Origin of the sequence: Streptomyces sp. TRM68367, assembly GCF_014495685.1 — a bacterium.
In the GTDB taxonomy this organism is placed as follows: Bacteria; Actinomycetota; Actinomycetes; order Streptomycetales; family Streptomycetaceae; genus Streptomyces.
Genome location: NZ_JACTVI010000065.1, coordinates 16,558 through 36,858 on the forward strand (window position 1 = coordinate 16,558; position 20,301 = coordinate 36,858).

22 protein-coding genes, 1 pseudogene and 1 riboswitch are annotated in these 20,301 nt (G+C 72.1%); of the genes and pseudogenes, 17 read left to right on the top strand and 6 right to left on the bottom strand.

Annotated elements, in window-relative coordinates:
* The first annotated feature begins 56 nt into the window (after positions 1-56).
* The gene (locus tag H8R17_RS31080; RefSeq protein ID WP_187826546.1) at positions 57-1,085 is read left to right on the top strand and encodes an ABC transporter permease; all 1,029 of its coding nucleotides are present in this window, start codon (positions 57-59) and stop codon (positions 1,083-1,085) included.
* 140 nt (positions 1,086-1,225) lie between these two features.
* Here the strand turns inward: H8R17_RS31080 and H8R17_RS31085 are convergent, their stop codons facing one another.
* Positions 1,226-1,519 (bottom strand): type II toxin-antitoxin system Phd/YefM family antitoxin, encoded by a 294-nt coding sequence (locus tag H8R17_RS31085; RefSeq protein WP_187826547.1) that lies wholly within the window; start codon positions 1,517-1,519, stop codon positions 1,226-1,228.
* Between the two features lie 91 nt (positions 1,520-1,610).
* On the opposite strand from H8R17_RS31085, the gene H8R17_RS31090 reads away from it, so the two are divergent.
* The 4 genes from H8R17_RS31090 to H8R17_RS31105 all read left to right on the top strand — a co-directional run bounded on the left by H8R17_RS31090 (position 1,611) and on the right by H8R17_RS31105 (position 4,252).
* A complete protein-coding gene (locus tag H8R17_RS31090) occupies positions 1,611-2,246 on the top strand; it encodes an ATP-dependent Clp protease proteolytic subunit (protein WP_187826548.1) in 636 nt (211 codons plus the stop codon).
* An 8-nt stretch (positions 2,247-2,254) separates the two neighbouring features.
* A complete protein-coding gene (locus H8R17_RS31095; RefSeq protein WP_187826549.1) occupies positions 2,255-2,563 on the top strand; it encodes a hypothetical protein in 309 nt (102 codons plus the stop codon).
* Between the two features lie 336 nt (positions 2,564-2,899).
* A riboswitch (cyclic di-AMP (ydaO/yuaA leader) is annotated at positions 2,900-3,109 on the top strand.
* Positions 3,110-3,112: 3 nt separating this feature from the next.
* A complete protein-coding gene (locus tag H8R17_RS31100) occupies positions 3,113-3,586 on the top strand; it encodes a C40 family peptidase (RefSeq protein ID WP_187826550.1) in 474 nt (157 codons plus the stop codon).
* 105 nt (positions 3,587-3,691) lie between these two features.
* On the top strand, positions 3,692-4,252 hold the full coding sequence (locus tag H8R17_RS31105) for a DUF6328 family protein (protein WP_187826551.1): 561 nt from the start codon (positions 3,692-3,694) through the stop codon (positions 4,250-4,252).
* Between the two features lie 20 nt (positions 4,253-4,272).
* Here the strand turns inward: H8R17_RS31105 and H8R17_RS31110 are convergent, their stop codons facing one another.
* The gene (locus tag H8R17_RS31110) at positions 4,273-4,731 is read right to left on the bottom strand and encodes an ATP-binding protein (RefSeq protein ID WP_187826552.1); all 459 of its coding nucleotides are present in this window, start codon (positions 4,729-4,731) and stop codon (positions 4,273-4,275) included.
* A 211-nt stretch (positions 4,732-4,942) separates the two neighbouring features.
* Here H8R17_RS31110 and H8R17_RS31115 point away from each other — a divergent pair, with 211 nt between their 5' ends.
* Together H8R17_RS31115 and H8R17_RS31120 are read left to right on the top strand one after the other, a co-directional pair.
* Positions 4,943-5,803, top strand: a complete 861-nt coding sequence (locus tag H8R17_RS31115) for a helix-turn-helix transcriptional regulator (RefSeq protein ID WP_187826553.1) — start codon at positions 4,943-4,945, stop codon at positions 5,801-5,803.
* A 12-nt stretch (positions 5,804-5,815) separates the two neighbouring features.
* Positions 5,816-6,070, top strand: a complete 255-nt coding sequence (locus H8R17_RS31120) for a DUF397 domain-containing protein (protein WP_399477504.1) — start codon at positions 5,816-5,818, stop codon at positions 6,068-6,070.
* A 61-nt stretch (positions 6,071-6,131) separates the two neighbouring features.
* Here the strand turns inward: H8R17_RS31120 and H8R17_RS31125 are convergent, their stop codons facing one another.
* Positions 6,132-7,259 carry an 8-amino-7-oxononanoate synthase gene (locus H8R17_RS31125; protein WP_187826554.1) on the bottom strand — a complete coding sequence of 376 codons (1,128 nt, stop codon included), beginning with the start codon at positions 7,257-7,259 and terminating at the stop codon, positions 6,132-6,134.
* A gap of 147 nt (positions 7,260-7,406) precedes the next feature.
* On the opposite strand from H8R17_RS31125, the gene bioB reads away from it, so the two are divergent.
* From bioB to bioD, 3 genes are read left to right on the top strand one after another with little or no spacing between them, the layout of a single operon-like run.
* Positions 7,407-8,534 carry a biotin synthase BioB gene (gene bioB, locus H8R17_RS31130; RefSeq protein WP_187826555.1) on the top strand — a complete coding sequence of 376 codons (1,128 nt, stop codon included), beginning with the start codon at positions 7,407-7,409 and terminating at the stop codon, positions 8,532-8,534.
* Positions 8,527-9,816 carry an adenosylmethionine--8-amino-7-oxononanoate transaminase gene (locus H8R17_RS31135; protein ID WP_187826556.1) on the top strand — a complete coding sequence of 430 codons (1,290 nt, stop codon included), beginning with the start codon at positions 8,527-8,529 and terminating at the stop codon, positions 9,814-9,816. The genes bioB and H8R17_RS31135 overlap by 8 nt, the downstream gene beginning before the upstream one ends.
* A gap of 13 nt (positions 9,817-9,829) precedes the next feature.
* Entirely contained in the window at positions 9,830-10,546 is a 717-nt protein-coding gene (gene bioD / locus H8R17_RS31140) for a dethiobiotin synthase (protein WP_187826557.1), read from the top strand.
* Positions 10,547-10,675: 129 nt separating this feature from the next.
* On the opposite strand, the pseudogene H8R17_RS47560 reads toward bioD, so the two are convergent.
* A pseudogene (locus tag H8R17_RS47560) lies at positions 10,676-10,903 on the bottom strand (NADPH:quinone reductase); the annotation flags it as partial.
* 343 nt (positions 10,904-11,246) lie between these two features.
* Between H8R17_RS47560 and H8R17_RS31150 the strand changes: the two are divergent.
* A complete protein-coding gene (locus tag H8R17_RS31150; protein WP_187826558.1) occupies positions 11,247-11,924 on the top strand; it encodes a class I SAM-dependent methyltransferase in 678 nt (225 codons plus the stop codon).
* A 46-nt stretch (positions 11,925-11,970) separates the two neighbouring features.
* Here the strand turns inward: H8R17_RS31150 and H8R17_RS31155 are convergent, their stop codons facing one another.
* Positions 11,971-12,345: a fic family toxin-antitoxin system, toxin component gene (locus tag H8R17_RS31155; protein ID WP_187826559.1), complete on the bottom strand. Its 375-nt coding sequence runs from the start codon at positions 12,343-12,345 to the stop codon at positions 11,971-11,973.
* 4 nt (positions 12,346-12,349) lie between these two features.
* A complete protein-coding gene (locus H8R17_RS31160) occupies positions 12,350-12,673 on the bottom strand; it encodes a toxin-antitoxin system HicB family antitoxin (RefSeq protein ID WP_262505634.1) in 324 nt (107 codons plus the stop codon).
* A gap of 181 nt (positions 12,674-12,854) precedes the next feature.
* Between H8R17_RS31160 and H8R17_RS31165 the strand changes: the two genes are divergently transcribed.
* From H8R17_RS31165 to H8R17_RS31190, 6 genes are all read left to right on the top strand, one after another.
* Entirely contained in the window at positions 12,855-13,751 is an 897-nt protein-coding gene (locus H8R17_RS31165; protein WP_187826560.1) for an ABC transporter ATP-binding protein, read from the top strand.
* A gap of 3 nt (positions 13,752-13,754) precedes the next feature.
* A complete protein-coding gene (locus H8R17_RS31170; RefSeq protein ID WP_187826561.1) occupies positions 13,755-16,325 on the top strand; it encodes an FtsX-like permease family protein in 2,571 nt (856 codons plus the stop codon).
* Positions 16,326-16,371: 46 nt separating this feature from the next.
* The gene (locus H8R17_RS31175) at positions 16,372-17,262 is read left to right on the top strand and encodes an LLM class F420-dependent oxidoreductase (RefSeq protein ID WP_187826562.1); all 891 of its coding nucleotides are present in this window, start codon (positions 16,372-16,374) and stop codon (positions 17,260-17,262) included.
* Between the two features lie 57 nt (positions 17,263-17,319).
* On the top strand, positions 17,320-17,745 hold the full coding sequence (locus H8R17_RS31180) for a GNAT family N-acetyltransferase (protein WP_187826563.1): 426 nt from the start codon (positions 17,320-17,322) through the stop codon (positions 17,743-17,745).
* A gap of 168 nt (positions 17,746-17,913) precedes the next feature.
* Positions 17,914-19,242, top strand: a complete 1,329-nt coding sequence (locus tag H8R17_RS31185; protein WP_187826564.1) for a hemolysin family protein — start codon at positions 17,914-17,916, stop codon at positions 19,240-19,242.
* Positions 19,239-20,252 (top strand): hemolysin family protein, encoded by a 1,014-nt coding sequence (locus H8R17_RS31190; protein WP_187826565.1) that lies wholly within the window; start codon positions 19,239-19,241, stop codon positions 20,250-20,252. The genes H8R17_RS31185 and H8R17_RS31190 overlap by 4 nt, the downstream gene beginning before the upstream one ends.
* Positions 20,253-20,301: the final 49 nt, after the last annotated feature.

Consider the following 20,301-nt stretch of genomic DNA (forward strand, 5'->3'; position numbering starts at 1 on the left):
TGGAGGCACAAACAAAACGAACGATCCTTCTCTGACCCGGAAGCTGGGGAGCAGCAATGTCCACCGAGCCCGCTACGACAGCCTCAGCCACCCCCGCCAGGCCTCCCGCCCGCCATCTGGTCGCGGTCGTCCTCCTGGTCCCGCTGCTCGCGGTGCTGGCGCTGTGCGCGTTCGCCTGGCCCGCCGCCCGCACCGCACCCCGCGACCTGCCGCTCGGCGTGGCCGGTCCCACCGCCGCGACAGCCCAGGTGGAGCAGCGGCTGGAGCAGCGGGAGGGCGCCTTCGAGATCCACCACTACGCCGACGGGGCCGCCGCCCGGGACGCGATCGAGGACCGGGAGGTGTACGGCGCGGTGGTCGTCACCGGCCGGGGCCCCGAGTTGCTGACCGCGTCCGCCGCGAGCCCGGTCGTCGCGCAGCTGCTCCAGCAGGCGGTGACACAGCCGGCGTCCGCCGAGGGCGAGCAGGTCAGGACGGTCGACGTCGTGGCCACCCCGGAGGAGGATCCGCGCGGCGCCACCCTGAGCGCGAGCGTCCTGCCGCTCGCGCTGGCCGGGATCGCGGCGGGCTCGGTGGTGAGCCTGCTCGGGCTGCGCGGGATCCGCGCCGCGACCGCGCTGGTCGGAGCCGCCGCCCTGGTCGGGGCGGTCGCGGCCGGGATCGCGCACAGCTGGCTCGGCGCGTTCACCGGTGATTGGTGGGCGGAGGCCGCCGCGTTCGGACTGACCACACTGGCCGTCGGCGGCGCGGTCGCCGGGCTCGCGGCACTGCTGGGCCGGGCCGGCATCGGCGTCGGCGCGCTGCTGGTCATGCTGCTGGGCAACCCGTTCTCGGGTGCCACCTCGGCCCCCGAGATGCTGCCCGAACCGGCCGGCGCGATCGGCCAGTGGCTGCCGCCGGGTGCCGGCGTGTCGCTGCTGCGCTCGGTGGCCCACTTCGACGGCGCGGCGGCGAGCGGCCCCGCCCTCATCCTGACCTGGTGGGCCGCCCTCGGTCTGGGCGCCGTCCTGCTCGGCAGCGCGCTGACGGCCCGGCGGAAGAGCGGCGAGCCCGCAGTCCGGCAGCAGCCGGCTCCCGTCGGCTGACCCGCCCGCCGTACCCGTACGACCGTGCATCCCCGCTGTAGCGGACGGGGGTGCACGGTTGCCGTTCGTCCGGGCGCGCCGCTTTGTTCGGGCAGGCCGTGCCCTGGTACCGCGGGAGGACACCTTCGGGAGCGGGTGCCTCAGGAAACCCCGGGCCCCCGGTGCTCCGCCGCGATGCCGAAGCGCCGCGGTTCGCGCGGGGCGGACGCGACCTCGCGGACCGTGGAGACCGCGCTGATCACCTGCTCCTCCGCGGGCTCCGGAAGCGTGGGCTCGGAGAACTGTTCGAGTCGCTCCAGGTCGGCGGCGGACACGAGGGCGACGAGGGGCTTGCCGTGCCGGGTCACGACGACGCGCTCGCCGCCGTACACCACGCGGTTGATCAGGTCGGCGAGCTCAGCCCTGGCTTGCGTCACCGGAATCTCGTAGGCCATGCCTCACATCATAACGCGACGTACATCCTGTACATTTTTTACAGACAGCCAGACGCCGCCAGACGCAGCGCTCTACGAGGAGGGGTTCGATATGACCCGACCATCCGCCCGCTATGTCCTGCCCGAGTTCACCGAGCGCACGAGCTCCGGGACCAAGACGATGGACCCGTACTCGAAGCTGCTGGAGGAGCGGATCGTCTTCCTCGGGACGCCGATCGACGACACCTCGGCGAACGACGTGATGGCGCAGTTCATGCACCTGGAGTACCAGGACCCCGACCGGGACATCTCGCTCTACATCAACTCCCCCGGCGGCTCGTTCTACGCGATGACCGCGATCTACGACACGATGCGGTACATCACCTGCGAGGTGGAGACGATCTGCCTGGGCCAGGCCGGCCCGGCCGCCGCCGTGCTGCTGGGCGCCGGAACCCCGGGCAAGCGATCCCTGCTGCCGGACGCCCGCCTGGTGATCCGTCAGCCCGAGCTGCCCCAGCCGGTCGAGGGGCAGGCGAGCGACCTGGCGATCCAGGCCGACGAGTTGGAGCGCATCCGGGGGCGCCTGGAGGAGATGCTCGCCCGGCACACGGGCCGCAGCAGGGAGCAGGTGAGCGCGGACATCGACCGGGACAAGATCCTCAACGCCCGGGAGGCGCTGGAATACGGCCTGGCCGACCAGATCATCTCCAGCCGCAAGGCCACGTTCCTCGCACCCGACGGGAGGTGAGCCACCCGGTGCTCCCACCCGAACTGCCGCCGCTGCCCGCGCTGACGCGCGCCGAGGCCGAGCTGATCGACCGTTACCTCGACGTCGTCGACCTGCTCGGCCGGATCAACCCTGCGCTGGACGGGGACACCTACCGCGGGCTGCGCGCCGCGCAGGCGCTGGTGGGCAAGGCGACCGCCCTGCGCGACGCGCTGACCCTGATGCACCAGCGGGGCGAGCACGAACTGCACGCCGCCACGCTGGCCCGCGCCCTGCGCGTGCTGGACGGCGAGCGGCGCACGGCCCGCGTCACCCTTCCGCCGTACTCCGGCAGTTGACGCACCCTCCGCCGGTCCGGACCGTCCGTCAGGCCGACGGGCCGTTTGGACCGGCGTTCAAACGGCCCAGTCGGCGTGCCCCGTCCGATGGATCTGTGTGTCGCGTTTCGGGCCCGCCGCAGTTGCGCAACGCGCCTGGACCGAGGGCGGAACGAGGCATTCCACCGCTGGTCCGAGTGTCGGCGACCCCCTGGACGGTTACGCGAAAACGACGGTGTCCACCCGAATGGGTCAGTGGTGAGGAACACCACAAATCCCCGGTTCCGTTGGGTTTTCGGACACCCATGCGTGAAGATCCCTGTCTGACGACAAGCCCCCGCCGCCGCGGCGGGGCGGTCCGGGCGGACGCCGAGTCCTGCCGCCGCCCGGATGACCGGTCGACGGAGTGGATCGGCAGGAGTGGAGGACCCAGCACGACGGGTCGCCGGAACGGTCACGCCATGACCGGGCCGAGCAGCCCTTGGGGTGAAGCCGCGTCAGCGGCCGGGCTACTTCGCCAGCCCGAATCCGACAGGTCATCCTTCACAGGCGGCTGACGAAGGGTTGCGCATGACTGCGCTCAATCGTGTCCCGTCGCTCATGGCCCGGGCCGGTACGGCCTCGGCCCTCACCATCGCCGCCGTCGGCGGCACCATCGCGGTCCCCGGCCTCTCCTCGGAGGCCGCCGCGGCCACACCCGCGACCAAGGCGCTGAAGGTGGCGGCCGCCAAGAAGGGTTCGCCGTACAGGTACGGCGCCACCGGGCCGCACCGGTTCGACTGCTCCGGGCTGACGCTGTACTCGTTCAAGAAGGCGGGCAAGAAGCTGCCGCGGACGGCGGCCCAGCAGTACAACAAGACCCGGCACATCTCCGCCAAGAGCCGCAAGGCGGGCGACCTGGTGTTCTTCCACTCGGGCCGCAACGTGTACCACGTCGGTATCTACGCGGGTAAGGGCCGGATCTGGCACGCCCCGAAGACCGGGGACGTGGTGCGGCTGCAGAAGATCTGGACCAGGAGCGTCTGGTACGGGCGGGTCCGCTGACCCGGCCGAGAGGCGGCGGCGCCCTGACGCACCGCCGCCCCTCGGGCCCGGCCCGTCACCCCTGCCCGGGGCGTGACATGTCCCCGGGTGGTTACCCGTGGTCGTATGGCCGACCTCCACCGTCCCTGCACCGCGCGCAACGAGACACCGCTGGAGCGCGCCGACCGCAACTTTGGCGAGCTGCTCCAGGAACTGCGCGTCACCCAGACGGGCGTGCAGATCCTCTTCGCCTTCCTGCTGAGCCTGGCCTTCACCTCGCGCTTCCCCGACCTCGACACGGTCCAGCGCACCGTGTACGTCACCACGCTGCTGCTGTCGGTCCTCGCGGCCGCGCTGTTCACCGCGCCCGCCGCCCTGCACCGCTCGCTCTTCCGGCAGCGCGCCAAGCCGCGCATCGTGCAGGTCTCCTCACGGCTCGCCACGGTCGGCCTCGGAGTGCTGGTGCTCGCCTTCACCGGCTCGGTCCTCCTCGTCGTGGACGTGACCACCGGCCGCGCGGGCGGAGCCGCCGCGGGCGCGGTGACCTTCCTCGTCTGTCTCGGCCTGTGGGGGCTGCTCCCCCGACTGGTGCGGCGCGCGGGCCGGGCCGACGAGGAGGACGAGCCGCACGAGCCGGCCGGTCCGCCGTCGCCGACGGAGGTGCGGGTACCGGTACGACGCCGGTGAGCCGGCGTCGCGTATGAGTTTCATGGCTCCTGCTGGCCCGCGGCCGTCACCGGTTCGGCCGGTACGGTCCACGGGAGCTCGATGGAGACGGTCTTGCCGCCCTCCCGGGTGGGCCGGATTCTGAGCTTGCCGCCGCACTCGGCGGTCAGCCAGCGGATGATGACCATGCCGCGGCCGTTGTCCTGCTGGACGGCGGCGGGGAGCCGTTTGGGGAATCTCGGATGGCTGTCGGTGACGCCGATGCGCAGTTGCTCGTCGCGGTGGAGCGCCAGGTCCACCGTGAAGGTCGGTGACTGCCCGAAGGTGTGCTGTACGGCGTTGGTGGCGAGTTCGGAGACGATGAGCCGGATGGTGTCTGCCACTTCCGTACCCGCCGGCATGCCCCACTCAGCGAGGGTGCCGGTCACGTAGGTGCGAGCCGCGGAGACCGAGGCGGGATCGCTCGGCAGAGTGACGGATGCTTCCAGATGGTCTGCCATGGCGACGTCGTCCCTTCCCACGGGACCGCGGTCCGACACGAAAGCGGCGGTTCGAGTACGGTCCCGGACTGGTGCTTCGTCGCCAGACTGCCATCACCGGGCCGATCAGGGTGCCGATCCACCAGGATATGCATATATCTGTCGCTCGAAGCGGTGAACTCTGCGACGGCAGACCGTATTTGGGCGGCTCGGACGGAGTAAGGAGTAGCCCATGCAGCACGGTCCCGCGGTGCGCCGCCGCAAGCTGGGCGCCGAACTACGCGCATTACGCACCTTGGCGGAGCTCACCAGCGGCGATGCGGCCCGACTTGTGGGCTGGCACCAGTCGAAGGTCAGCCGGATCGAGACCGGCACGAGCGGGGTGAAACCGGCCGATGTGCGGTTGTTGCTGGACGCCTACGGCGTGGCCGACACCCAGCTGCGCGACCTGCTGCTGGTCCTGGCGGGCTCGGACGACGGCGACGGCCGACACCACTGGTGGCACGCCTACCGCGGCGTACTGCCGCCGACCTACCGGGACTTCATCAGCCTGGAGTCCCAGGCCAGCGCGATGCGCACGCTGGAGACGACCGTCGTACCGGGGCTGCTGCAGACGCCGGAGTACGCGCGCGCGGTGACCCGGGCCGCGGTGGACGGGCTGGCGGAGGACCGGCTCGACACGCTGGTCGAGGTGCGGCTGGCCCGGCAGGACGTGCTGCGCGCGGAGCCGCCGCTGGAGCTGAACGCCGTGCTGGACGAGGCAGTGCTGCGCCGCGAGGTCGGCGGGCCCGGCGTGATGACCCGGCAGCTGTTCCGGCTGGTCGAGGCGGCGCGGCTGCCCCAAGTGCGGCTCCAGGTACTGCCCTTCGCTGCCGGGGCGCACATCGGCGTCACCGGGCCTTTCGTAATCTTTTCATTTTCGCATACTTCTGATCTGGACGTGGTTGTTCTCGACCACTTGACGAGTAGCCTCTATCTCGAACGGAAAGAAGACCTAGAGGCCTACACCGAGGCCTTCAACGCCCTTCGGATCCACGCCCTTTCGCCACAGGAATCGTTGGATTACATCGCCGGAATAGCTGACGGCGCGTAAGGAGGCACCCCCGTGTCTGCATTGCCTCGGAACGTATCTTCTCCTCCACCGACCCCTCCTTCCAGTCCCTCCAGCACCGCACAGCCCGCGGTGCGGTGGCTGCGCAGCAGCTACAGCACGGGGGCCAACAACTGCGTCGAGACCGCCCGTCCGGACTCCGGTCCGTGGTCGGGGCTGCTCGCCGTGCGCGACTCCAAGGACCCGGCCGGGCCCGCGCTGCTCTTCTCCCCCGAGAGCTGGGCGGGCTTCCTGACCGGGGTCCGCTGACCCCCGTACGACCCGACCGATCAGTCCCGCATCGGGTGAGGCACGGCCGTGGCACGCCGACTCATGGTCGCGTTTCTCCGATCACACGCACAGCGTGTTCGAGCTGTTCCCCGGAGAGGTCCGCGCGCGCGGTCAGCCTGAGCCGTGAGATGCCGTCGGGCACGGACGGCGGGCGGAAGCAGCCCACCGCGAGTCCCGCCGCACGGCAGGCGGCTGCCCAGCGCACGGCCTCCTCCGGGGACGGCGCTCGCACGGAGACGACCGCGGCGTCCGGACGCACCGCTTCCAGACCCGCGGCCGTCAGTCGGGTGTGCATCTCGCCCGCCACCGCGCGCGCTCGCGCCGCGCGCTCCGGCTCGCGGCGCAGGATCCGAAGGGCGGCCAGGGCCGCGCCCGCCGCCGCGGGGGCGAGGCCCGTGTCGAAGATGAAGGTCCGGGCCGCGTTGACCAGGTGGTCGATCACCCGCGCGGGGCCGAGGACGGCTCCGCCCTGGCTGCCGAGCGACTTGGACAGCGTGACCGTCACGACGACATCGTCGGCGCCCGCGAGCCCCGCCGCGTGCGGGGCGCCGCGGCCGCCCTCGCCGAGCACGCCGAGTCCGTGGGCGTCGTCCACCAGCAGTCCCGCGCCGCGCTCCCGGCACGCCCCGGCGAGCGCGGTGAGCGGGGCGGCGTCGCCGTCCACCGAGAAGACCGTGTCGGAGACCGCGAGAACGGGCCCGTCGCACGTCCGCAGGGCCTTGCGCACGGCGTCCGGATCGGCGTGCGCGACGACCTGGGTGGTGCCGCGCGCCAGCCGGCAGCCGTCGATGAGCGAGGCGTGGTTGCCCGCGTCGGAGACGATGAGCGAGCCGTGCGGGGCCAGTGCGGTGACCGCGGCGAGGTTGGCGGCGTACCCGGAGGAGAGGACGAGCGCCGCCTCGAAACCGCAGAATTCGGCCAGCTCGCGCTCCAGTTCGGCGTGCAACCGCGTGCTTCCGGTGACGAGCCGGGATCCGGTCGCGCCGCCGCCCCAGGTCCGCGCGGCCCGCGCCGCACCCTCGGTGACCCCGGGGTGGCGGGCCAGGCCCAGGTAGTCGTTGCTCGCGAGATCGAGCAGCGGCGAGTCGGCGGGACGCGGACGCAGGGTCCGTACGAGTCCGGCACGGCGGCGCAGCCGCGCCTGCTCGTCGATCCAGCCGAACGCCATGGGTCCTCCGGTGCTTTTGTAGGCAGTGCACAGACATTAGCGGCACGACCAGCCGCCCAGGATGTGGCAATACACACACCTCGAAGCATCAGCGTTGTGTGAACTCTCCTTGGCCCGGAGCCGCTGCGTACGTCAGGATCGGCTCCCATGGACCTGCTGAACACGCTGGTGGACAAGGGGCTTCGGCGCGAGCTGCCGACCCGCGACGAGGCGCTGGCCGTGCTGGCCACCTCCGACGACGACCTGCTCGATGTGGTGGCCGCGGCCGGCAGGGTGCGCCGGCACTGGTTCGGCCGACGGGTGAAACTCAACTATCTCGTCAACCTCAAGTCGGGCCTGTGCCCGGAGGACTGCTCCTACTGTTCCCAGCGGCTCGGCTCCAAGGCCGGCATCCTCAAGTACACCTGGCTGAAACCCGGCCAGGCCTCCGAGGCCGCCGCCGCGGGTGTGGCCGGGGGTGCCAAGCGGGTGTGCCTCGTGGCCAGCGGGCGCGGGCCGACCGACCGTGACGTGGACCGGGTCTCCGACACGATCAAGACGATCAAGGAGCAGAACGAGGGCGTCGAGGTGTGCGCCTGCCTCGGGCTGCTCTCCGAGGGCCAGGCGGAGCGGCTGCGCGAGGCGGGCGCCGACGCCTACAACCACAACCTGAACACGTCCGAGGCGACGTACGGGGAGATCACGACCACGCACACGTACGCCGACCGGGTGGACACGGTCCACAAGGCGCACGCGGCCGGTCTGTCCGCCTGCTCCGGGCTCATCGCGGGCATGGGCGAGACGGACGAGGACCTCGTGGACGTGGTCTTCTCGCTGCGCGAGCTGGACCCGGACTCGGTTCCGGTCAACTTCCTGATCCCCTTCGAGGGCACGCCCCTGGCGAAGGAGTGGAACCTGACACCGCAGAGGTGTCTGCGCATCCTGGCCATGGTCCGGTTCGTGTGCCCGGACGTCGAGGTGCGCATCGCGGGTGGCCGGGAGGTGCATCTGCGCTCCCTGCAGCCGCTCGCGCTGCACCTGGCCAACTCGATCTTCCTCGGTGACTACCTCACCAGTGAGGGGCAGGCCGGCAAGGCGGACCTGGAGATGGTCGCGGACGCCGGGTTCGAGGTGGAGGGCACGGACGAGGTGACGCTGCCGGAGCACCGCGCCCCGGGCGGATGTCACGAGGGCGGCGGAGTCTGCGGGTCCGCCGCGCAGGTCAACGAGCCCCGTACCGACCTGGTCGCCGTGCGCCGCCGGGGTGCCGGAACGGACCTCGCGCCCAATGCCTGAGCCGACCGTGCCCGAACTGCTGGAGCTGGACCGGCGGCACGTGTGGCATCCGTACGGTCCGATGCCCGGCCGTCAGGAACCGCTCGTCGTGGAGTCGGCGAGCGGGGTACGGCTCAGGATGGCGGACGGGTCGGGCGAGCTGGTCGACGGCATGTCGTCGTGGTGGTCGGCGATCCACGGCTACAACCACCCGGTGCTCAACGAGGCGGCGCGCGAGCAGCTCACGCGGATGAGCCACGTGATGTTCGGCGGGCTCACACACGAGCCCGCCGTACGGCTGGCGAAGCTCCTTGTCGACATGTCGCCCGACGGTCTGGAGCACGTCTTCCTCGCGGACTCCGGGTCGGTGTCGGTCGAGGTCGCGGCCAAGATGTGCCTGCAGTACTGGCGCTCACTGGGCCGTCCCGCGAAACAGCGCCTGTTGACCTGGCGCGGCGGCTACCACGGCGACACCTGGCAGCCGATGTCGGTGTGCGACCCCGAAGGCGGGATGCACGACCTGTGGACCGGCGTACTGCCGCGCCAGGTGTTCGCGGACCCGCCGCCGACGGAGTACGAGGAGTCGTACGCCGAGCACCTGCGGGAGCTGATCGGGCGGCACGCCGACGAGCTGGCCGCGGTGATCGTCGAGCCGGTGGTGCAGGGCGCGGGCGGGATGCGGTTCCACTCCTCGGCGTATCTGCGGGTGCTGCGCGAGGCGTGCGACGCGCACGGTGTGCTGCTGGTCTTCGACGAGATCGCGACCGGATTCGGGCGCACCGGTGCGCTGTTCGCGGCGGAGCACGCGGCGGTGACGCCGGACGTGATGTGCGTGGGCAAGGCGCTGACCGGCGGATACCTGACCATGGCGGCGACGCTGTGCACGTCCCGGGTGGCCGACGGGATCTCGCGGGGCGAGGTGCCGGTGCTCGCCCACGGCCCCACCTTCATGGGCAATCCGCTGGCGGCGGCCGTGGCCTGCGCCTCGATCGAGCTGCTGCTCGGCCAGGACTGGCTCGCGGAGGTCAACCGGATCGAGGCGGGGCTGAGGGAGGGTCTGGCCACCGCCGCGGACCTGCCGGGCGTGACGGACGTACGAGTCCTCGGCGCCATCGGGGTCGTGCAGCTCGACCGTGCCCTCGACGACGCGGCCATGAAGGCGGCCACAGACGCCGCCGTACGCGAAGGCGTGTGGCTTCGGCCGTTCCGCGACCTGATCTACACGATGCCGCCGTACGTCAGCGCCGACGCGGACGTGGCGCGGATCGCGCGAGCGGTGTGCGCGGCCGCGCGAGAAGGATGAGCGGGGTGATGACATGCCGGTCCTGGTGATCACGGGCACGGGCACGGAGGTCGGCAAGACGGTCGTGACGGCCGCGGTGGCTGCGACGGCGCTGGCGGCGGGCCGGTCGGTGGCCGTGCTCAAGGCCGCGCAGACAGGCGTACGGCAGGACGAGCCGGGGGACGCCGACGAGGTCGCGCGGCTCGCGGGGACCGTCACGGCAGCCGAACTCGCCCGCTACCCCGAACCGTTGGCACCGGCGACCGCCGCACTCCGGGCCGGTCGGGCGCCGGTGCATCCGCACGCGGTCGCGGAGGCAGCAGCCAAGCTGGCCACCGAGCACGACCTGGTGCTGGTGGAGGGGGCGGGCGGACTGCTCGTACGGTTCGACGCGGCGGGCGGGACACTGGCGGACGCGGCACGGCTGCTCGCGGCGCCAGTCCTCGTCGTGGCGTCGGCGGGCCTGGGCACGCTGAACACCACGGAACTGACGGCGCGTGAACTGCGCGCCCGGCGACTGGAACCGCTGGGCATCGTGATCGGCAGCTGGCCCACAGCCCCTGACCTCGCCTCCCGCTGCAACCTCGCCGACCTGCCGGACGTGTCCGGGGCACCCCTGCTGGGCGCGGTCCCCGCCGGCGTGGCTGCCCTCACCCCGGCCGACTTCCGCGCGTCGGCACCACGCTGGCTGGCACCGCGCCTGGACGGGACGTGGGACGCGGAGGCGTTCCGGGCGCGGGAGGCGCCCTGACGGTTGGGGCGGTGGGCGCCCCGGCAGGGGGTGGCTCCGCGATCCTGGCCAGTTCGAGTACACCGGGCCGGCGAAGGCGCCGAAGACGCACTCGGCGCCGCGGCCGGCGGTGATGTCGAGGATCCGCCCGGCCACGTCCTCCTCGCCGGTGACGGTCGCCTCGGCCGCACCGGCGGCCGACAGCGCGTCCTCCTTCGCGCGACTGCGGGTGGCGGCGACCGGCACCGCCCCGACCCGCCGGGCGACCTGGATCGCGGCCAGGCCCACGCCGCCGGACGCGGCCGTGAGCACGACCGTGTCGCCGGCCCACATCCCGCCGGTCTCCACCAGGGCCCCGTACGCGGTCAGGTACGGCATCCACCCTGCGGCACCGCGCACCGCGTCGAGCCCGGCGGGTCCGGGGCAGCACCGCCGCCGCGGGGACGATCGCGCGTTCGGCGTAGACGCCGTAGTCGTTCATCGAGAAGGGCGGCGGGCACCACGCTCACCGCCTGGCCGGTCTGCAATCCCGGCACCGGGATCCCCCACCTCCACATTGTCCAGCCGCAGCGCCTCGGGCCCGCCCTCCCAGCTCGTGGAACCGTTTACCTTGACGGCCGAATGCCGCGCTTCCGGCCCTCAGTTCCCTGGCACGGCAGGGGGTGTGACAGGCCCGCAGGGGGGACAATCGCACAAAGGCCCGCCTCGCGAAGGAGGTCTCATGCCACTGCGATCCGCCGGTTCCGCCAAGGTGTCGCGGGATGCCGTGCACCATCCGCTGTTCGCCCGTTTCTACGCCCGGATCAGCGTGACCGCCGAGACCAGGATGGGCATGGCCGGGGTGCGCGAACGGCTGCTGACCGGGCTGTCCGGGCGGGTGATCGAGATCGGTGCGGGCAATGGCCTGAACTTCGCGCACTACCCGCGCACCGTCTCCGAGGTCGTCGCCATCGAACCGGAGCGCCTGCTGCGGCAGTTGGCCGTGGAGTCCGCGCTGCGCGCCGGGGTGCCCGTCGACGTCGTACCGGGCGCGGCGGAGGCGCTGCCGGTCAAGAGCGAGGCGTTCGACGCGGTGGTGATCTCGCTGGTGCTGTGCAGCGTGCGGGACGTGCAGCGGGCCCTCGGGGAGGTGCGGCGTGTGCTGCGGCCGGGCGGTGTCGTGCGGTTCTTCGAACACGGCCGGGGCGGCGGCCCCGCCATGACCTTCACGCAGCGCGCACTGGACCGCACGCTGTGGCCGAGACTGAACGGCGGCTGCCATCTGGCCCGGGACCCGATCGGCGCACTGCGGCAGGCCGGGTTCGAAATCGGCCCCTACCGGCGGATGCTGATGCCCGAGAACGGACCGACGCTGCCGACCTCCTACTGCGTGCTGGGCACGGCCTGGCGGCCCACGTAGCCCGGCCCGCACGTCACAGACTCCATCCGTCCGCCCCGGCCGTACGTCACAGGCTCCACCGGCGCAGCTCCTCCGCGATCTCCTGCACCGACGCCTCACCGCTCTTGACCAACCGGGCCAGGTCCCGGACCTGCTCGGGCGAGGTGACGACCTTCAGGCCGCTGGCGACGAGGTAGGCGTACGCCACGGCGCAAGCGAACAGGGCGTTGCCGCGCTCCAGCGCGGGCACGTGGATCAGCAGCTGGAGCAGCGCGGCGGAGCGCTGCTGCGGGCTGTCGTAGACGGGGACGTCGAATATCTCGGCCTCGTGGCGGGCGACGGCGGCGACGAGGGCGCCCCAGTCGGTGACCTGGGGGTCCCCCGGTGTCTTCTGCTCGGCGAGCATCAGCAGCCAGGCGAGGTCGATTCTCAGGTTGCTCAAGGGATCAGTGGCCGCCGCGCCTGCCGTCCGCCGGGCCGGCCTTCGGTGGGGTGACCGTGGGCGCGGTGACCTTCGGCGGGGCGACCTGCTCCACCTTCGGCGTACTCACGGCCGTCTTCTCCGCGCCGAACTCCTCGGCGAAGACGGCCTCGTACTGTTTCATGAAGTCGGCGGCGGCCTCCACGAAGGTATGGCCCACCTCGCCGGTGTCCTGCCGGACCAGCTCCTCGATGTACCGGTTGACACTGATACCGCGGGACAGGGCGCGTTCGCGGGCGGCGCGGGCGGTGCCCTCGTCCACTCTCACGTTCAGCTGGGTCTTCGCCATACGTCAAAGCTAGCACCCAGACGCTAGCACCAAAAAGAGGCCCCGCCGGCTCCACCGAGGGAGGTGCGTGCCCCTTACACCTGCTGGCACCTGGACCCACGGCGGATACCGAGTGTGGGGTGGATCACATTAGGCTCGTGCGGGACAAGAAAGTCAGGACGTTCACACGGAGGAGGCGGCCTTGTCCACACCAGCTGCGCAGCACGCCCCCGGCCTCGCCTCGGCCGACGGGATCGCGGCCCGCGCCCGCGGCCTGACCAAGGCGTACGGCCAGGGAGAGACGACGGTGCTGGCTCTCGACTCCGTTGACGTGGACATCGTGCGCGGCCGGTTCACCGCGGTCATGGGGCCGTCGGGCTCCGGGAAGTCCACGCTGATGCACTGCCTGGCGGGGCTCGACACCGTCTCGGCCGGGCAGGTGTGGCTCGGCGACACCGAGATCACGGGGTTGAAGGATCGTGGGCTGACCCGGCTGCGGCGGGACCGGATCGGGTTCATGTTCCAGTCGTTCAACCTCATTCCGACGCTGAACGCACTGGAGAACATCACCCTGCCCATGGACATCGCGGGCCAGAAACCCGACGAGACGTGGCTCGACCAGGTCGTCGACACGCTCGGGCTGCGCGACCGGCTGGGGCACCGGCCGTCGCAGCTGTCCGGCGGCCAGCAGCAGCGCGTGGCGTGCGCGCGGGCGCTGGCCTCCCGGCCCGAGCTGATCTTCGCGGACGAGCCGACCGGCAACCTCGACTCGCGGGCCGGCCTGGAAGTCCTCGGCTTCCTGCGCGAGGCCGTCGACCAGCTCGGGCAGACGGTCGTCATGGTCACCCACGACCCGGGCGCCGCCGCCCATTCCGACCTGGTGCTCTTCCTCGGCGACGGGCGGATCGTGGACGAGATGGCGCGGCCGACGGCGGAAGCGGTGCTGGAGCGGATGAAGCGTTTCGACGTACTCCGCGTGCACGACGACGGCGGCCCCGCACCCGGCGCGATCCCCCCGGACGCGTCCCTGGGCGGCCCCGGCGGCACCGGTTCCTTCGGCGGCACCCGCCCCTTCGGCGGGAATCCCGGCAAGGACTGAGCCGTGCTGAAGGCGACGCTCAGGAGCTTCCTCGCGCACAAGGGCCGGCTGCTGCTGTCCGCGCTGGCCGTCGTCCTGTCCGTCGCGTTCGTCGCGGGCAGCCTGATCTTCTCCGACACCGTCAGCCGCACCTTCGACCGGCTGTTCGCCTCGACCGCGGCGGACGTCACGGTCAGCCCGAAGGAGACCCTGGACGAGCAGCGGGTGTCGTCCGGGCGGACGCCGACCCTGCCGGCCGCGCTCGCGAAGCGGGTGGCTCAGGTCGACGGGGTCGCCGCCGCCCGCGCGGACGCGGAGGTGCCGGGCATCACCGTCGCAGACGAGGACAACGAGTCGGTGGGCCCGACCACCGGCGCACCCACGATCGGCACCGCCTGGACCCCGAACGAACGCAGCCCCGTCGAACTCACCTCCGGGCACGCCCCGCGCGGGGACCGTGAGGCGATGCTCGACTCGGAGACCGCCGACCGCAAGGACGTGCGGATCGGCGACACGCTGACCGTGATCGCGCCGCCGGGCTCGTTCAGGGCCGAGGTCGTCGGGATCGTCACGTTCACCACCACCAACCCCGGTGCGGCGCTGGTCTTCTTCGACCCGGCGACCGCGCGGACGAAGCTGCTGGGCGATCCGCGGGCCGCCACCAGCATCTCCGTCGACGCCGCGGAGGGCGTCGGCGACGACGAGCTCAAGCGGCGCGTGGCCGCGGCGGTCGGCACGGACAGCTACGACCTGCGCACCGCAGCCGAGCAGGCCGAGTCCGACGTCGAGCAGCTGGGCGGATTCCTCGACGTCATCAAGTACGTGATGGTCGGCTTCGCCGGGATCGCCGTGCTGGTCGGCGTGTTCCTGATCGTCAACACCTTCTCGATGCTGATCGCCCAGCGCACCCGCGAGCTGGGCCTGCTGCGCGCGCTCGGCGCCGACCGCCGCCAGGTCCGCCGCTCGGTGCTCACCGAGGCGCTGCTGCTCGGCCTGGTCGGCTCCACGCTGGGCCTGGCCACGGGCATCGGGCTCGCCGTCGGGCTGATCGAGCTGATGAGCCTGCTCGGCATGAACATCAGGTCCGCCGAGATGGTCATCGGCTGGGTGACGCCCGTGTCGGCGTACGTCGTCGGTCTCGGCGTCACCTTCGTCGCGGCCTACCTCCCGGCCCGGCGCGCGGCCGCCGTGTCGCCGATGGCGGCGCTCGCGGACGCCGAGGTCAGCGGCGTCGGACGGCCGCTGCGGCTGCGTGCCGTGGTGGGCGCGGTCGTCGGCGCGGCCGGGGCCGCCGCGCTCGTGGGCTGCGCGGTCGCCACGAAGACGGCGTCGGCGGCGTCGCTGCTGGGCCTCGGGGTGGTGCTGACCCTCATCGCGACAGTGATCGCGGGTCCGCTGCTGGTGCGGCCGGTGATCCGGGTGCTGGGCGGGGCCTTCCCCGCGCTGTTCGGTTCGGTCGGCCGGATGAGCCAGCGCAACGCCCTGCGCAACCCCCGCCGTACCGGGGCGACGGCCGCGGCCCTGATGGTCGGCCTGGCCCTGGTCGGTGGGATGTCGGTGGCGAGCGCCTCGATGACCAGGTCGTTCGACCAGCAGATCGACAAGACGCTGGGCGCCGACTTCGTCGTACAGAACAGTCAGTTCGTGCCGTTCCCGCGGGAGGTCACCAAGGCGGTGCAGGAGACGGAGGGCTCGGGTCTCGTCGTGCGGTCGCGGTTCGCGCCGGTCGCGGTGCGCCTGCCGGACGGTGACCGGGTGGAGACGACCGCCGCGGGCTACGACCCGCAACTCGACGAGGTCGCCAACATCACGTACGCGCAAGGAGACAGCGCCGCCGCGCTCGCCGCCGGGCGCATGGCCATGGACCGGGACTTCGCGCGTGACCACGGGGTGCGGGTCGGCAGCACGGTGCCGGTCGAGTTCCAGGGCGGGCGCACCACCGAGCTGACCGTGGGCGCGCTGACCGACCAGGAGTCCGCCGAGGGCTTCGGCACGCAGGGCGGGATCTACTTCGGTCTGGCCACGCTGGAGCGGTACGCGCCGGGCGGGCAGGACTCCGTGCTGTACGTCAACGCCGCCTCCGGCACCGGCGCCGACGACCTGCGCGCCAACCTGGAGCGGACGCTCGACGGCTATCCCCAGGTGCAGGTCCGTGACCTGGCCGACTACAAGCAGCTGGTGCACGACCAGATCGCCGTGCTGCTGTACCTCGTCTACGCGCTGCTGGGCCTGGCGATCGTGATCGCGGTGCTCGGCGTGGTGAACACCCTCGCGCTGTCGGTGGTGGAGCGCACCCGGGAGATCGGGCTGCTGCGGGCGATCGGCCTGGCCCGTCGTCAGCTGCGCCGGATGATCCGGCTGGAGTCGGTGGTGATCGCGGTGTTCGGCGCGGTCCTGGGGCTCGCGCTGGGACTGGTGTGGGGCGTGTGCACTCAGCAGGTGCTGGCCTTGCAGGGCATGACGGCGTTCGCGATTCCGTGGGGGACGCTCGTCGCGGTGGTGATCGGCTCGGCGGTGGTGGGTGTCGTGGCGGCGCTGCTGCCCGCGTTGCGTGCCTCCCGCATGAATGTGCTGGCGGCCATCGCGCACGAGTGATGGAATCGCGGAAGGCACTCAAGTCCCTTGTGGTCGAGGAGAGTTCATGCCGCGTCCGTTCCGCTTCGGAGTCAACCTGCTGACCGCCGCCCCGGCCGACGAGTGGCGCGCCAAGTGCCGCCGCGCCGAGGAGTTCGGCTACGACGTGATCCTGGTCCCCGACCACCTGGGCATGCCCGCGCCCTTCCCGGCCCTGGTGGCGGCGGCCGAGGCCACCGAACGCCCCCGGCTGGGCACGTTCGTGCTCAACGCGGGCTTCTGGAACCCGGCGCTGCTCGCCCGCGAGGTCGCCACGACGGACGCGCTCACCGGCGGCCGCCTCGAACTCGGCCTCGGCACCGGCTACGTACGGGACGAGCACGAGACGGCCGGACTGCCCTTCGGCACCCCGGGCGAGCGGGTGGGCCAGCTGCGGCGCACCGTCGAGGAGCTGAACCGGCTGCTGTCCGACGCCGAGCACCAGCCGCAGCCGGTGCAGAAGGCCGGGGTCCCGCTGCTGATCGGCGGCAACGGCGACCGGATGCTGCGGCTCACCGCCGAGCACGCCGACGTCGCGGCGTTCACCGGAGCGCGGTCGGTGCCGGGGACCTCGGGGCAACTGGCCGCCATCAGCGCCGACGAACTCGACGAGCGCGTGGCGCGCTACCGCGAACTGGCGCAGGGCCGCGCGGAGCCGGCGGAGCTGAACCTGCTGATCCAGATGGTGATCACCACGGAGGACCGCGAGGCCGCGGTCCGGCCCTTCATGGAGTACGCCGCCCCGCACATGACCGTCGATCAGGTGCTGGACCTGCCCATCATGCTGGTCGGCAGCACGGAGGAGATCACCGCCCGGGTCCTGGCCCTCCGCGAGCGCTACGGCTTCACGTATCTGACCGTCCTGGAGGCATACATGGAGGCCTTCGCCCCGGTCATGAAGGCGCTGCGGGAGGCCTGACCGTCCGTATCCCGGAATTGCCTGGGCACCGGTGACCCCGCGTGATGTGATCACCGCATGAGTGAGTTGCACATACGGGCCGCCGGGCCGCAGGACCTCGACAACGTGCTGGCCTTCTGGAAGGTGGCTGCCGAGGGCACGAGCATCAGCGACGACCGCGGCGGCGTGGAGCGCCTGGTCGCCCGCGACCCCGAGGCGCTGATCCTAGCCGAACAGGAGGGCGAGCTGGTCGGCACGGTGATTGCGGGCTTCGACGGCTGGCGCTGCCATCTGTACCGGCTGGCGGTGCACCCCGATCACCGCCGCCAGGGAATCGCGTCGGCTCTGCTCGCCGCCGCCGAAGAGCGGTTCGTACGGCTCGGGGGGCGCCGCGCGGATGCGATGGTGCTGACCCGTAACGAGACCGCGCACCACGCGTGGGGGGCCGCCGGATACGCGCCTGAGGAGAAGTGGCGGCGCTGGGTGAAACCGCTCACCGAATAGTCTTCCACAGGCCGATCGGCCTCTTTTTGCGCATCCTTTACTCTTGGAGGACTACTCGTTCCTCTATGAAAGGTGTGAGCGTCCGCCCATGGGCGAGCCTCCCAGTCCCCGTGCACGACATCGCGCGCCCCTCCCTGCCCTGGCCGACCCTGGGACGGAGGTGACCCGATGACCGAAGTGCTCCTGCTGCTGGTGGCGATCCTGCTGTCGCTCGCCTGCGGTGCCTTCGTGGCGGCCGAGTTCTCCCTCACCACGGTCGAGCGCGCGGAACTGGAGCGTGCCGTGGAGCGCGGCGAGCGGGGCGCGCAGGGCGCCCTGAAGGCCGTACGGAACCTGACGTTCCAGCTCTCCGGGGCGCAACTCGGCATCACGGTCACGAACCTGGTCGTCGGCATGCTGGCCGAGCCGTCCATCGCCCGGCTGATCGCGGGACCGCTGGAGGACGTCGGCGTCTCGCGCTCGGCGTCCGGCTCGATCGCGCTGGTGATCGGCACGGGTCTGTCGACCGTGTTCCTGATGGTCGTGGGCGAGCTGGTGCCCAAGAACTGGGCGATCTCCTCGCCGCTGCCGGTCGCCAAGCGGGTCGGCAACGCCCAGCGCTGGTTCAGCGCCGCCTTCCGGCCCTTCATCAGCCACCTCAACAACACGGCCAACCGCGTGGTCCGCCGCTTCGGCCTGGAGCCCACCGAGGAGCTGGCCGCCGCGCGCGGTCCGCAGGAACTGGCGGCCCTCGCCCGGCACTCCGCCAAGCAGGGCGCCCTGGAGGCGGACACCGCCGAGTTGTTCGTGCGGACCCTCAACCTCGCCGACCTGACCGCGGAGAACGTGATGACCCCGCGCGTCCAGGTCGTCGCCCTCGACGCCCAGGCGACCTGCGAGGACGTGGCGAACGCGACCCGCGCGACGGGCCTGTCCCGGTTTCCGGTCTACCGCGACAGCCTCGACTCGGTGGTCGGCACCGCCCACATCAAGGACGTGCTGGCGGTGCCCGCCGAGGACCGGCTGCGCGTGTCCGTCGCCGAGCTGATGCGCGAACCGCTCCTGGTCCCGGAGACGCTCACCGTGGACCGGCTCCTGGACCGGCTGTCCGGCAAGCGCACGATGGCCGTCGTGATCGACGAGTACGGCGGCACCGCGGGTGTGGCCACCCTGGAGGACATCGTCGAGGAGGTCGTCGGCGAGGTGCGCGACGAGCACGACCCGCACGAGACGCCCGACCTGGCCCCGGCCGGCACCGACGAGGAGGGGCACGCGCTGTACTCGGCGGACGGGTCCGCGCGCTTGGACCAGCTCACGCGGGTCGGACTCCGGGCACCCGAGGGGCCGTACGAGACGCTCGCCGGGCTGGTCGCGACCGAGCTGGGCCGCATACCCGCCGTCGGTGACTCCGTCGAGGTGGCCGAGTGGCGGCTGGACGTGGTGGACACGGCGGGGCGCCGGGCGGCGCGCGTCCTGCTGCACGCGCCCCTCGTGGGCGAGGAGGAGGCGCAGCGATGACGGCCGTACAACTGCTGATCGGTCTGGCGACGCTCGTCGTCAACGCCTTCTTCGTGGGTGCCGAGTTCGCGCTGATCTCGGTCAGGCGCAGCCAGATCGAACCGTACGCCGAAGAGGGGGACCGGCGGGCGAAGAGCGTGCTGTGGGGGCTGGAGCACGTGTCCGCGCTGATGGCGGCCGCGCAGCTCGGGATCACGCTGTGCACCCTGGTCCTCGGTGTGGTCGCGGAACCCGCGATCGCGCACCTGCTGGAGCCGGTGTTCCACGCCCTGGGCGTGCCGTCCGGTGCCGGGCACGCGGTGTCGTTCGTGATCGCGCTGACCCTGGCGACGTATCTGCACATGCTGCTCGGGGAGATGGTGCCGAAGAACATCGCGCTCGCCGAACCGGTGCGCAGCGCGCTGCTGCTCGGCCCGCCCCTGGTGGGGCTGTCCCGGGCACTGCGCCCGGTGATCTTCACGATCAACGCCTTCGCGAACCTGCTGCTGAAACTGCTGCGGGTGCAGACCAGGGACGAGGTCGCCGCGACCTTCTCGGACGCCGAGCTGGCGCGGCTGGTCAAGGACTCCCGCGAGGCGGGCCTGATCGACGAGCGGGCACGGGAGCGGCTGCACGACGCCCTGGAGCTGGGCCGCCGGCCCGTGCGGGACGTCGTGCTCCCGCTGGAGCACGTCGTCTACGCGCGCGTGGGGGTCACGCCGGAGGAGCTGGAGCAGTTGTCGGCCCAGTCCGGGTTCTCCCGCTTCCCCGTGGTGGACGAGGGGCGCCGGATCGTGGGCTATCTGCATGTGAAGGACGCCCTGGACGCCTCGCCGCGTGACGTGCCGTTCCGGCTGCGGGACATGCGGCCCATCGCGCGTGTCCGGGAGAGCACGCCGCTGGACGACGTGCTCACCGCGATGCGCGGCAGCCGTACCCATCTCGCGGCGGCGCTGGGCGCCGACGGCCGGCTGGCCGGACTGGTGACCATGGAGGACGTGCTGCGGGAGCTGTTCGGGCAGCGAGCGTGAGGCTCCCGGGCCGGGCCGGGCCCGGGGACGGCCGGGTGAGGGCGGGGCG

Bases quoted from the DNA above. Each gene is read 5' to 3' on its own strand.
- H8R17_RS31175 (WP_187826562.1), top strand. From the start codon at position 16,372: ATGCCGCGTCCGTTCCGCTTCGGAGTCAACCTGCTGACCGCCGCCCCG.
- H8R17_RS31185 (WP_187826564.1), top strand. From the start codon at position 17,914: ATGACCGAAGTGCTCCTGCTGCTGGTGGCGATCCTGCTGTCGCTCGCC.
- H8R17_RS31090 (WP_187826548.1), top strand. From the start codon at position 1,611: ATGACCCGACCATCCGCCCGCTATGTCCTGCCCGAGTTCACCGAGCGC.
- H8R17_RS31080 (WP_187826546.1), top strand. From the start codon at position 57: ATGTCCACCGAGCCCGCTACGACAGCCTCAGCCACCCCCGCCAGGCCT.
- H8R17_RS31125 (WP_187826554.1), bottom strand. From the start codon at position 7,259: ATGGCGTTCGGCTGGATCGACGAGCAGGCGCGGCTGCGCCGCCGTGCC.
- H8R17_RS31150 (WP_187826558.1), top strand. From the start codon at position 11,247: ATGCCACTGCGATCCGCCGGTTCCGCCAAGGTGTCGCGGGATGCCGTG.
- H8R17_RS31105 (WP_187826551.1), top strand. From the start codon at position 3,692: ATGGCCGACCTCCACCGTCCCTGCACCGCGCGCAACGAGACACCGCTG.
- H8R17_RS31115 (WP_187826553.1), top strand. From the start codon at position 4,943: ATGCAGCACGGTCCCGCGGTGCGCCGCCGCAAGCTGGGCGCCGAACTA.
- H8R17_RS31160 (WP_262505634.1), bottom strand. From the start codon at position 12,673: ATGGCGAAGACCCAGCTGAACGTGAGAGTGGACGAGGGCACCGCCCGC.
- H8R17_RS31135 (WP_187826556.1), top strand. From the start codon at position 8,527: ATGCCTGAGCCGACCGTGCCCGAACTGCTGGAGCTGGACCGGCGGCAC.
- H8R17_RS31100 (WP_187826550.1), top strand. From the start codon at position 3,113: ATGACTGCGCTCAATCGTGTCCCGTCGCTCATGGCCCGGGCCGGTACG.
- H8R17_RS31180 (WP_187826563.1), top strand. From the start codon at position 17,320: ATGAGTGAGTTGCACATACGGGCCGCCGGGCCGCAGGACCTCGACAAC.
- H8R17_RS31190 (WP_187826565.1), top strand. From the start codon at position 19,239: ATGACGGCCGTACAACTGCTGATCGGTCTGGCGACGCTCGTCGTCAAC.
- bioB (WP_187826555.1), top strand. From the start codon at position 7,407: ATGGACCTGCTGAACACGCTGGTGGACAAGGGGCTTCGGCGCGAGCTG.
- H8R17_RS31110 (WP_187826552.1), bottom strand. From the start codon at position 4,731: ATGGCAGACCATCTGGAAGCATCCGTCACTCTGCCGAGCGATCCCGCC.
- bioD (WP_187826557.1), top strand. From the start codon at position 9,830: ATGCCGGTCCTGGTGATCACGGGCACGGGCACGGAGGTCGGCAAGACG.
- H8R17_RS31085 (WP_187826547.1), bottom strand. From the start codon at position 1,519: ATGGCCTACGAGATTCCGGTGACGCAAGCCAGGGCTGAGCTCGCCGAC.